This window comes from Pseudobacter sp., assembly GCF_051955275.1.
Classification (GTDB): Bacteria; Bacteroidota; Bacteroidia; order Chitinophagales; family Chitinophagaceae; genus Pseudobacter.
In genome coordinates, this window is sequence record NZ_JBQCGW010000024.1 from 16268 (window position 1) to 28305 (window position 12038).

Here is a 12038-nt window from a genome sequence, read left to right on the forward strand (position 1 = left end):
GGGCAAATGTCGGGAATTCCGCTTATTTCAGTAATTGTTTTATCCATTCTGTTGTAACCGTCACGGATGGTCCGAACGCAGGGCTCTTCATATATTCCAGCAAACTGTACCGCAGTTGCTTTGCCTGCGGGCGGTTATCCAGATCGGTCATCAGGTCCATACCGGAGAAGATCAGTCTTCCCTTCCCCACCTTCACTTCAAAAAGATTCGCAAGATTTCCATTGGTCACAAAATTATCGATCACACGTACGATCACGGCTTTATCCGGTATTGAATCCAGTTTCAGCGTTTTGCTTTTTTTAGTGAGGTCCCACCATTGCCAGTCCGTGTAGGTATCTGTCGGAAAATTCCGGAGCGCAGCATGTTTTGATTTAATGAGCAGCCCCATGGTACCTGGCTGATCAGGAAAATGCACCGGGCTCCAGAAAACAGGAACAAACCTGCCGGTGATGCCTTTTATGGTATCCACGGGTGGCGATAATAGAACTGTCTTTCCTTTGTCAAGTGCAGCTTTCGCTTCTTCATAAGATCCTGTCACCAGAACATGATCTGCTGTTGAACGCAGGTCAGCAGGATATATCCAGATATTCCAGCTGTTATGAAAAGCAGTCCCGTTCACACGCAGCTCCACCTGAAGCCTTGCGGCAGTGGAAATTTCCTGCAATGGAAATTGCATCGTCCCCGCTTTCAGCCCGTTTCCAACAGGATAGTCCCGTTTTTCAAAAACGCCTTTGGCGAGCAATACTCCTTTATCATTCCGGATATTCCATTCAACTGCCGCCTGCTTCAATGGCTGGAAGAAGTTTGCAAGTTCTGCCTCTGCCGTGAAAGTTTCATTATTCAGGTAAACCGCTTTGGGATAACGGATCAGCGGTGTGAGTGCATTATTGAATGCTTTGAATGCAGCAGCGGAAACAAATCCCTTCGGTTGCCAGAAAGCATTCAGTAGACCTACCAATGCAGTCCCCTGCCCAGGAAAATCCTGCAATTGCAATAACTGGAAACCATCGAAGCCCCTGGTTTTCATGGCACGCTCTATTTCTTCTTTGTATAAAAGAGTGGCCAGTTTACCGGAAGCATACAGGAATTCCGGTGCTTTGTGTAACAGTCCTTTTTCTGCCAGGTCATTTTTGATGGCAATGAAATTGTGAGGAACAAGATTGCCGGTATATTTCGCTATCTCAGAAAGATCAGGGTATACGGAATACTGACCGATCTCGTGGGAGATCACCGGCATTTTGATGATGGCAGAAGTAGCGGTGTAATCTTTGGAGAAGTCGGGCGACTGATCATTGAACACTCCCTGTCCACGCACCCATCCGTCTTTTGTCCATTGTGTTATGAAGAAATCGTCCTCACGTTGAGGGATACCTGTAACCCCTTGCTGAAATGAAAAACTGGTAGTGGTATATAACCTCCGGCCATCCCTTTCTTTCAGCTCATGCACCAATGCATTAAGCTGATCGAAATTCCCTTCGAGTTCATTACCCATTGAAAAGAAGAGAAAGGAAGGGTGATTGCCATATTGACCCAGGATGCGGGCTGCTTCATCTTTAAGGAAACTGAAAGTGGCGGGATCCTTTGCCACAGTAAGGCTCCAGTGCGGAAGTTCCACCTGCAGATAAAACCCAATTTCATCTGCGGCTTCAAAAGCCACGCCGGGTGGGCACCAGCTGTGAAAACGGAAACTGTTCAACCCAAAATCCTTCGCCTTTTTATAGAGGTCAAGCCATTCCTGCTTTTTCATGGGCGGGTAACCGGTAAGCGGAAAGATCACACATTCCAGGTTTCCACGGATGAAGATGCGCTGGTCATTCAGGTAGAGATCATTGTGCTGCACTGTGAGATCACGCAGACCGAAAGCCGTTCTGAGCGTGTCGCTCCCATCAGCAGATTGTAAGATTGTAATCAGCTGATAGAGTTTGGGAGAGAATTCATTCCAGCGTTTTGCAGTGGGATCCATGGGCAGGCCTGCTTCAAAACTTTCTCCTTTATCCTGTTCGTTGTTAGTGGAAACTGTCCATTTCTTTTTGGTGACCGGATCGATCACGTAACTTTTCACCGTGTATGGTTTACCTGATGGATTATTGATGGAAAACCTGATGCGCAGTTGCTTTTCTTTCCATTCCGGCGTAATGTCTGCATGTATCAAAGACAATGCGGGTTTTGCTTTCAAAGAAATATATCCCAGGATTCCATTCCATTTGATCTGTGTATGGTTGGTGTAGGCATGCGCCATTTCGTAGCTGTCTTCACTGGCATATCTCTTTGAAGTGGCATTGATCTCAGGAAACAAATCACTGTTATCGATTGTGATGGTGAGCTGGTGCTGCCTGCCTGGCTGTAACCGGCCGGTGAGATCATATACATGTTCTGTTACCAGGGATTGCTGCGAAACAGGAATTTTCACTCCGTCGATGCTGATCTCCGACCTCCAGATCACCCTGCCCAGGCTAAGGATGATATTTTTATTTTTCCATCCGGAAGGGATACGGATTGTCCTTGAATAATGAGCTTTCCCCGTATAACTCACTTTCCGGGCCAGGTGGCCCAGTGAAGCGATATTCAGCAAAGGCTTCTCCATGTTTTTTTTACCGATTCCCGCATCATCCAGGGTACCGGGAAGCTTGATGGTATACACCGGATGAAGACTGTCTTCCAGCTGCACTTTCCACATGCCATTCAAGAGTATCTGCTGAGCATATGAAGATTGCGACAATACTGATGACAGCAATGCCATACCTGCGGCCAGGAATTTAAATGCCCGTTTTACACTTCCGCGATCATTTTCCATAAAGCTGAAACCTTGCATGCTTTGAATTGAATTAAATGTAAACTTATGAAAATAGGGAATCGCAAAGAGAAGGCGATGGTCCTGACAGGTATAATCCTACCTGATCACGGGCCTGTGTTGCCTGTAATCTGAGACACGAGCGGGGAATAAGCTGGTAGTTGCCAGACTGAAGGGATAAAGATCATTGAAAACGAGGTTATATCAATGGATCATTTTATGGAAAAAATGGACATTATTACGAAGCTCAGGCATCGTACCCGCTCTGGCCGCATTGGCATATTTTTTTCCGCGAGCAGTATAAATTCCAGTAATGCCATGGAAATGGAACAAATCATCGGGATTGTGGCCAGTATTTGCACAGGTGTTTCTTTACTGCCCCAACTCATCAAAATAATCAAAGAGAAAAAAGCTGATCACCTGTCCCTTGGCATGATGATGGTTCTGCTTGGCGGATATATTTTATGGATCACTTACGGTTTCTTCAAATCAGACCTGATCATCATTATTTCCAATATCGTTTCACTCTTACTCAACATTGCAACCATAGTAATGTCCCTGAAATATAAAGGATCCAAAAACAGTTGATTTGTGCAACAACTTCTACAAAACTCAGTCTGGTGCTGATTTTCAAGGGAAGCCAACTGTTACGGCAAGCTTCATCCTTTTTATTTTCCCATGGCATGTAGTTTGAAATCAATGCTATAAACTTATAGCTATGGCAAAAACTAAATCGCCTGCCAGAAACAAAAAAGCTGCTGTATCAGCCGGCGCGGCAAAAGGAAATTCTCAACTGGAAAAATATTTTCATGATGCATTAAAAGATATTTACTGGGCAGAGAAAGCATTGACAAAAGCCCTTCCAAAATTGAAAAGGGCTTCTACCACAGATCAACTGCAAACGGCCATTGATACGCATCTCGAACAAACCAGGGAACAAATTACAAGACTCGAAGAAGTGTTTCAGCTCCTTGGCAAAAAAGCCCAGGGTAAGAAATGTGAAGCGATGGAAGGTCTGGTTAAAGAGGGAGAAGAAGCAGTGGAGTCAACGGAGAAAGGCAGTATGACCAGGGATGTGGCTATTATTGTGGCTTGCCAGAAAGTGGAGCATTATGAGATCGCCACCTACGGAAGCCTGGTGCAACTGGCCAGGACCATGGGAAATGCGGATGTGGCCAATGTACTGGAAACTACACTCGAAGAAGAAAAAGAAACAGATCTGTTACTCACTTCCATCGCTGAAAACAATATTAACTGGGAAGCAGAACAGGAGGAAGAAGTAGAAGAAGAAGCCTGATTGAGATGCTGAAGGAATTTAGCAGAAAGGCCGGCAAACGCCGGCCTTATCCATTTACTATATTTCAAGAGATCATTACCAAACATCCTTCTTGTGGATGGCTCTGGTATCCCGGATATATTGAACCACTTCATCTTCCGGGTCTGCCTGGAGCAGCCTTTCTGAAAAAGAACGGTCCCAGTCATTCACTGCCTGCCGGATACTCACACCGGTGCCGAATATACCGTTTTCGGTATCCGGGCCCAGGAGACAATTATAACCTTCTCTGTCGCTATACACTGTAGGCCTGAACTCGCGTACTGAAAATGGAAGATCGGCAGATGTGTAATCGATCTTCACAATTGATTTTTCATCAACCGCCATTTGCTGCATATACAATGATTAGAAGGTTAGTAATTAATTACGCTGTAAATAGGCAACAATATTCACTCTTAATGGACCTGCCTTTTCTATGGCCTGCCTGATCTCTTCATGGCTTTTGCCAGGGAACTGACGATGCAGATATTCCACTTCGGATGGGTCTTTGGCATCCACCCGGATATCATCCTGTTTGCCCGTATTCTGTTTATTATCTGACATGGGAAATAAGTTTAAAGGAATTCCTGCAATAGCTGTACCAGCGTAAAAAAGCCCGGTTTCCACCAACTTTGAGGAAAAATCTGTAAATCTCATCCCATATGGTTAATTTCATCCGCTGGCAGCATCAACTGCTACCCTGAAACATTAGCTAACAATCAACCACTTGCCAAATGACAAGAGAAGAAAGGATTGCCCAATCTGAAACTCACGTATTTAAAGTTGTTTTCCCGGATTCCCTCAATCACCACAATACCATGTTCGGCGGCAGGGTGATCATGATGATGACAGAAACCGCCTTCATGACCGCCACCCGCTTCTGCCGGCAGACATTTGTTCTGGTCAGCAGCGGACAAATTGATTTCAAAAAGCCGATACCTGCCGGCACTATGGTGGAACTGGTCGGCCGCATACATAAAGTGGGTAATACCAGTATCAAAATTGAAGTGGATGTTTTCCTGGAACACCTCCATGAAGATGGCAGGGAAAAGGTGGTCAACGGGATCTTTACACTGGTATCGCTCGACGAAAACAGTAAGCCAACACGCATTCTTGTATAAATGAAGGCGTCATTCACCGCCTCCATTCTATGATTCGTAATCGGTTTTGTGACAGCCATACATGATTGTGCCTTGCATGCTTGCAAAGCAATATTCCTGTATATACATTGGAGTCACAAAATTCTTTTTATGAAAAACGTTTTCTACAAAGCCAGCCTGGCAATGATCCTCCTGAGCGCCGGACCAGCTACTGCCCAGGACTGGAAGCCTCTGGGCGATCCAATTACCCGCAACAACAAGATTGCATTATCAATAACCACTACCGGTAAGGCATACACGGCGTATGACAATACCATGAATGGATTGAACGTAAAATCATTCGACGGAAAAAGCTGGGCACAGGTAGGCAAACCTGATTTCACAGGCACCCACTCTCCCATCTTTGATCTGGCAACTGACCAGGAAGGCATTCCTTATGTAGCGTACCGTTGCGTAAAAAAAGGAACCACCGGAGAAAAAGCGTGGGTAGAGAAATTCGATGGCAAACAATGGGTAGCTGTAGGACCAGATGCTATCAGTACCGGCTCCGTGAATGATATCACCCTGGCATTCGACAATAACAATAAACTTTATTGTGCATTCGCTGATTACAAACGCCAGAAGCTGGCCATAATGCAGCTTGATAACAACAACTGGGTGGAACTGGCTTCCCCGCAGGATCAATCCACCTGTGATGAGATCACGCTCAAATTCACCAGTACCAACGTTCCTGTGATCTGCTACGCAGATACCAAAAACGGGAAAAAAGTTACCGTAAAATCCTTTGATGGCACAAAGTGGACACTCACCGGAAGCGCTCCCGCATCAGATAAGGAAGGGAAGTATATCAATATGAGCCTCGACAGTAAAGGCCATCCTGTGGTGGCCTACCAGTACACCTGGGATGGAAAGATCCTGGTCAACAAATTCGACGGCAAAGCATGGACAAAAGTGGGGGAGCCAGTATTCGACAGCTACAATGATAATATATCCATGACGCTCGATGCCCAGGACAGTCCCGTAGTTGCTTATCATGTGAACAAAGGCAACAGCCCCATTGAAGTGAAAAGGTTCAATGGAAGCAGCTGGACAAAATTATCCGATGCCGGCCTTGGCAGTTATTACACGTCCATCATCAATTATAAAGGTACCCTCTATATCACATTCCAGGAAAACGGAAAAGGTGGTGTGGTAAAGCAATTATCCAACTAAGAACCGGAACATAATAAATCATGGCGTGGCCGTTCTCCGGAACGGCCTTTTTTATGCCAACGGGGGCCGACTAAAATGGGATATCGCCATTACACAGTGAGCAGTCGCATGCGTCCCTGCGAGTGACGGATATGCCGTGGCCTCCTGCGACACAGTGCTCGCCAGAGGCGGGCAAATAGAAGTCACTCGCGGGGGACGCGAGTGACCGGGCACAGCGAAAATAAAGGGGGCTAACCTTTTAATTCCTTTTCATATAATCTGTCAGCTCTGATTTGCTGGCATCAAAAGTAAATTCTTGGTTCACCAGGTAGAAATTTCTTTTATCATGCGAAACAGAATAAGCATATTTTGCGAAATCCAGTTTTGATTTCTCGAAGCTCATAAGACCTACAATGGATCTTACCTGCGCTACTGTGAGGCAATTATTCCTGGCAATCAGTTTAGCCTGTTCAAATTTGGTATCCTCAAAAGTGCTGCTGCGAATCACTCCCAACGCCTGATCCAGCTCTTTGTCAGAGAAAGCAAAACCACGGCAGTTAACCTGTTCACAGCGCGGAAAGGAAGGACCAGGCTGCTGACCTCCTGGCCATCCGGGATTATCAGGGCGAGGCTGTCGCGGCCCTGCTGCAACAGCAAAAGCACGCAGGTTATACTGGTGATCCTTGCTGGCAACGGCATTGATCACAAGGTCATAATCTTCGGTATTGTACATATGGAGGTATCCATATTTCGCCACTTCAAACTGGTCACTGGAATAATCGGCGATCATCTTCACCATGCCTGCAACCTGGCTGGCTGTAACACAGTGGTTGTCCATAGCCTGCATGGCTACTTTTGCCTTACCATAAGAATAATATTCATCACTGATCTTCTTTTTGAGAGTAACGAAAGCCATTTCAGAAAGGGTTGGCGCCTGGCAAACCGTACGGTTGGGGAGATACTCGCCCCTGTTTGGCGGGATAGGATATCCTCCATCGCGTGGATCATTGCCACGCGGCGGACGGCCAACATTATCCGAACAACAGCCGCCATTACGGGAATCGCAGCGTTCACAACAGGCCCTGTCCCGGCGGTCGTTGAAATCAGGAAGGCCTTCCAGCAGATACTGCCTGTTTCTTTTCCTGAGCGTAAGAGGCTGTAGTGGTCTGCTGGTAACCAGTTCCTGTACCAGCGGAGCAAAAGCCGGATTCTGGAATGCGATCTTGATCACGGATTTACCGGATCTGATCACAAACCTGATAGTACTGACCGGTTGGGCAGTCTGTGCAACATCATTGACGTACACATAGAATTTCGATTTGTCTTCTGTGCGGATGATCAGGGGAAAGGATTCCTGGGCCAGCAATGGGCTTGCAAAGAACAATAATAACCCGAGGATAAATTTTACATTCATACGGTAAAAAATTAAATGATAGTGTGAAAACTGCTATCTAACGCTGTTTTTGCCAAAAACGATGCATTACCGTTTCCGGACAAACCAAAACGCCAGGCAGATGCCACAACCGATGCAAGCCATTGCCGCATTCGTTACCGCAAAAACGCGATTCATCTCAGTTTATTTCATTCTGTATTTTTTTGGAGGTTATTACGAGGAATGCCACAGTCGCTCGCATCCCCGATTATTTTACTTCCAGCACAATGTTCAACTTATTCAAGCCGGTAGCGCTCTCCCAGGTATCCTTATTCGCTAACCGGATGGCATACTCCGGGCGGTTTCCAATACTGGCGTATTTATCCGGAAGTGATAAGTAAATTTCATAATTACCGGCAGGAACAGCAGCAGGAACAATTACAGCACCATCCCATTTGGTAATACCGCTGTACCATTTGCGGGGATCGGCATCCGTATCGATCACAGTCTGCTGACCGGTAGTTTTGTTTCTCAGAACAAGCTTTACCTGGCGGGGATTGTAGCAGGATGCATATCCTTTATTGAGCAATTCAATGTTGAATTTCAGGGTCTCTCCCCTGGTGATGCTTTTGGGAAAACCGGCCGACTTCAAAACAAACCTGTACCCCAGCCTTCTTTTGATCTCCTCCATGCAGCCATCTTTCTGCCAGTCGTTATTCACATCATTGTTATAAGCACAATTCAGGAAACTGTAATGCATCTTTTCCATTTCAGTCTGGGCGATGCCGGCAGGCTCGCAATCATTCTGCGGACTGTAATCATCAGTACAGGTTTCACCTCCCACCACCACATAGCGGCTGTCTTTATTCTTATAATCTTTCAGAATGTTGAGGTCTGATTTTCGATCAGAAACCGAATTCCCGTAATCTTCATAGGTTCCGTAATCATCGGCAGATGCCAGGAAGCAATCATTATGAAAAGCGATCCTGGCCTTATCCGTTCCGCTGAATGCTTCCCCTTCCGAAAGAGCGCCCACATTGGTAAGTGCGCGCACACCGTAGACATAACGCTGTTTCAATTGCGGATAACGTACCTGCACCATCCTGTCAGCCGGCACTGCATCCAGGAGGGCGCGCAGTACTTCGATCCGGTCGTTCCAGTTATTATCCAGCAGCTTTCCTGCGGATGCATTACCCGAAGCATCGCCAAAATGATCAGTATAATATTGTTCGCCCCAAACACCCACAAAGCCCATCTGCACACAGGCGATCACATCAGCATTTTCTGTGAGCACTTCTTTCAATTGTGCAATATGCCCAAGCACTACCTCTTTGGGAGCATCTCCATAAGGTGGACAGATAAATTTCTCCGGGCAGCTGCCTGCTTTGGAGGAAACGGTATAGGTAAACCTGGGAATGAGCTTGGAACCGGCAGTACGTGCGATATTGAAATCAGCACGCACACTGTTTATGAATGCTGCAGACAATGGTTTGTCCTTGAAAATATCCAGTACATAATATCTGAATACGAGGCTGCTGGTCACACTGTAAGTGCCCCCATCCGCCTTTGCGCCTGTTCTCCATTCCCTGAGTTGCGAAAGGTCCAGCGCCGTATAATTACTTGCCCTGGTTTCACTGTAACGATAAAAACCTCTTTCCGGATTGGGAAAATCCTCTGTGCTTTCTGTATAGGTCACCATTGTATTCCCGGGATCCTGCGCAGCAGTTTTTACAGGTTTTGAACAAACCACAGAAGTAAAAACTATGGCCAGGCAATTGAAAATCATTTTCACGTTAGCGATCATCGTACGAATTTAAGAGGATTATTTTCCTGTCAGTTCAAAGAAAGGCAACTGGTTCAATGCTGCATCAACGGTGATCTTAGCAGGGCCTTTGAACAGTTTACCATCGATGTATCTCCATTTTCCTTTAGGCAAGAACACTTCCCTCCTGCCGCTCTTAGTCAGCACAGGAGCCACCAAAAGACTGGTTCCTACCATGAACTGATCATTACAGGCTTCGAACCCGGCGCCCGGGAAAACATATTCCATATGCCGTACAACAGGCTCACCTGTCACTGCAGCTGTTTTCACCAGGTCCATGATCAGCGGCGTATATTTCTTTCTCAATTCAACGGCAGCCTTTACTGCTGCCAGATGCTCCTGATCCAGGATCCGCCAGGGAGCAACGGAAAATTGCATCATCGGCATCAGGGCATGACATTGGGCAGAACGTACCACCAGGTCCTGATCCAGCTTGCTGGCATCCACATTATCAAAAGAGCTGTAGTCTCCGCCTCCGATCATATCCGGGCAGGTAAAGGAATAGCCCAGTAAACCTGCCGTTGTCATTCCGGGCACTAATTTCTGCAGGTCTTCCCAGGTATGGTTCTTATCCCTCAGGCGCTCTGCGAGCGGCTCTCCGCCACGCTTCCACATGGCCCGGTATTCATTCAGAGCATATTTGAGGCCAAAGGCGCCCCATAGTTCAGTATGCTCATTAGCAGCTGCTTTTTTGAAACTGATGGCATTGGCCGGATAATATTCCGGGTCACCGGCATCCAGTTTGAAACCATCCACTCCATATTCATTCACCAGTTTATCCAGCTGCTGCTGGTACCAGTTGATAGCTTCAGGGTTGGTAAAATCCATCACCATACTGAACCCGTTCCACCAATGGATGATCGCAGGCCTGGTGCTTGATTCCCAGCTGAGGCTGGCATCTCCCCCATTGTCCATCATCACCCACTTCTTTTTCATGAGGAAACGTGCTTCCTCAGAATCCGGGCGGATAAATGGACAAACCCAGAGCATCACTTTAAAACCCAGCTGGTGCAATTCATCGATCATTGCTTTGGCATTTTCAAAACGGTCCTTCCTGAACTCGAACCTGCCATAATACGGAGCCCAGTTATCATCGATCATCAGTACGCCCGGCTCAAATCCATTATTGATGATATCATGAGCGTACTTCAGGATGTCTTTCTGATTCTGATCATAAATAAGCTCGATCCAGGTATTATACTGTGGTTTTGAAAACAGCAGCTCATCCGGCATCTTGCCGGAAGGCGGGAAAAATTTCCTGCTGGCGGATGCGTACGCATCAGCCAGTGTAACTCCTGCTCTTTCAATGATCAATTCTTTGTTCTCACTGAAAACGATCTCCTTATCAGAAACGGTAAAAGCAAAAGGATGGTTACTCCAGACAAAACGGCCTTTATTGGAAAGCAATACCGGAGCGGCCTGGTTGCCTCTTACATCCCCGTTCAGATTCAGGGTATACCCGGATTTGAAGGGTGCATGCTGACTTTCGTTCACGGCAGCTCCATACCATTTCTCGCCAGGAAGAAGTGCAATACGTTGCTGTGCATTCAGCACGGATAACTGAAACAGTAATATAACAGCAATCAATAACCGAAAACTATAATTACATCTCTTCATGTGTACAGATTATTTATCTCTCCATTTATCTACTTTGATCCTCCAGACAGGTCCGCGGTCAGTGCCGGTATAATCCCATGAAACATCGGATCCGGTAATGGTCATGGCCTGTGTTTCCCAGGTGCCTCTTGTAACAAATATCTGGGTCAGCTGCCAATCTGTGTAACCAGGTGTATAAGGGATGGAGAGGCAGTAACAATTGGCCATATCCGGATTCTTATGGAACCTGTACTGCGGTTCATCCCTGCTTCCCCAGCCATTGATGCTTCCGAAAATATACAGATCATCGGTGGCTGGCGTTGTAGCAGGTGTTTCCAGCATGATGGTGATCTGGTTGTTTACGATACAATCTGCAACCGGGTCACAGGTTAGCACGTCCACTCCGAAGAATGTTTTCTTTCCTATCTCTCCATTATTCTTATCAAATGAAGTTACCACTATTTTGTAAACCAGTCCCCTGGCCGCTTTCGGGATATCCAGCTGCACATTGAAAAGATGATATTCAGGTCTGTAGAAAGAAGTGATCTCCGTGGAACTGAGCAGGTCATCATCTGTGGTATATAGCTGGAAGATGATCTTACCCAGGCCCGCAGGCGATCCCGTATTGCCGCTGACAGGAATGTATTTACCCTTGATGCCCGACATGCTGGGAATGGTGTCATCCGCCAGGATATCTTCTTTATTGCTGATGTTATCAAGTTTAAATAATGTAAGTGAGCTGTTGATCTCTGTTTTACCGGAACTCTTGTTGCAGCTGATAATCACCAGCACGGCCATCAGAGAAACCATCAACCCTGCAAGCAGCCACCTGTTATTCTTTTGCATGATCAATA

11 protein-coding genes are annotated in these 12038 nt (G+C 46.4%); 4 read left to right on the forward strand and 7 right to left on the reverse strand.

Annotated features, from left to right (window positions below; translation table 11 throughout):
• Positions 1–22 precede the first annotated feature (22 nt).
• Positions 23–2812: a glycoside hydrolase family 2 gene (locus tag ACTHMC_RS02715; protein ID WP_440410588.1), complete on the reverse strand. Its 2790-nt coding sequence runs from the start codon at positions 2810–2812 to the stop codon at positions 23–25.
• A 297-nt stretch (positions 2813–3109) separates the two neighbouring features.
• Between ACTHMC_RS02715 and ACTHMC_RS02720 the strand changes: the two genes are divergently transcribed.
• Both ACTHMC_RS02720 and ACTHMC_RS02725 read left to right on the forward strand, forming a co-directional pair.
• Positions 3110–3379, forward strand: a complete 270-nt coding sequence (locus ACTHMC_RS02720) for a SemiSWEET family sugar transporter (RefSeq protein ID WP_440410590.1) — start codon at positions 3110–3112, stop codon at positions 3377–3379.
• 130 nt (positions 3380–3509) lie between these two features.
• Positions 3510–4088 carry a YciE/YciF ferroxidase family protein gene (locus tag ACTHMC_RS02725; protein WP_440410592.1) on the forward strand — a complete coding sequence of 193 codons (579 nt, stop codon included), beginning with the start codon at positions 3510–3512 and terminating at the stop codon, positions 4086–4088.
• 75 nt (positions 4089–4163) lie between these two features.
• Here ACTHMC_RS02725 and ACTHMC_RS02730 read toward each other — a convergent pair whose 3' ends face one another.
• The gene (locus tag ACTHMC_RS02730) at positions 4164–4460 is read right to left on the reverse strand and encodes a hypothetical protein (RefSeq protein WP_440410594.1); all 297 of its coding nucleotides are present in this window, start codon (positions 4458–4460) and stop codon (positions 4164–4166) included.
• A 24-nt stretch (positions 4461–4484) separates the two neighbouring features.
• Positions 4485–4667 carry a DUF3606 domain-containing protein gene (locus tag ACTHMC_RS02735; RefSeq protein WP_440410596.1) on the reverse strand — a complete coding sequence of 61 codons (183 nt, stop codon included), beginning with the start codon at positions 4665–4667 and terminating at the stop codon, positions 4485–4487.
• 170 nt (positions 4668–4837) lie between these two features.
• On the opposite strand from ACTHMC_RS02735, the gene ACTHMC_RS02740 reads away from it, so the two are divergent.
• Complete coding sequence (locus ACTHMC_RS02740) at positions 4838–5224, forward strand: acyl-CoA thioesterase (protein WP_440410598.1); 387 nt, start codon at positions 4838–4840, stop codon at positions 5222–5224.
• Between the two features lie 129 nt (positions 5225–5353).
• Positions 5354–6415, forward strand: a complete 1062-nt coding sequence (locus ACTHMC_RS02745; RefSeq protein ID WP_440410600.1) for a hypothetical protein — start codon at positions 5354–5356, stop codon at positions 6413–6415.
• A gap of 238 nt (positions 6416–6653) precedes the next feature.
• On the opposite strand, the gene ACTHMC_RS02750 is transcribed toward ACTHMC_RS02745, so the two are convergent.
• The 4 genes from ACTHMC_RS02750 to ACTHMC_RS02765 form a co-directional block, all read right to left on the reverse strand.
• A complete protein-coding gene (locus tag ACTHMC_RS02750) occupies positions 6654–7808 on the reverse strand; it encodes a DUF4476 domain-containing protein (protein ID WP_440410602.1) in 1155 nt (384 codons plus the stop codon).
• A 226-nt stretch (positions 7809–8034) separates the two neighbouring features.
• On the reverse strand, positions 8035–9570 hold the full coding sequence (locus tag ACTHMC_RS02755) for a DUF4832 domain-containing protein (protein WP_440410604.1): 1536 nt from the start codon (positions 9568–9570) through the stop codon (positions 8035–8037).
• Positions 9571–9588: 18 nt separating this feature from the next.
• Positions 9589–11205, reverse strand: coding sequence for a glycoside hydrolase family 31 protein (locus ACTHMC_RS02760; protein WP_440410606.1), 1617 nt, complete (start codon positions 11203–11205; stop codon positions 9589–9591).
• Positions 11206–11214: 9 nt separating this feature from the next.
• A complete protein-coding gene (locus ACTHMC_RS02765) occupies positions 11215–12030 on the reverse strand; it encodes a hypothetical protein (protein ID WP_440410608.1) in 816 nt (271 codons plus the stop codon).
• Positions 12031–12038 lie beyond the last annotated feature (8 nt).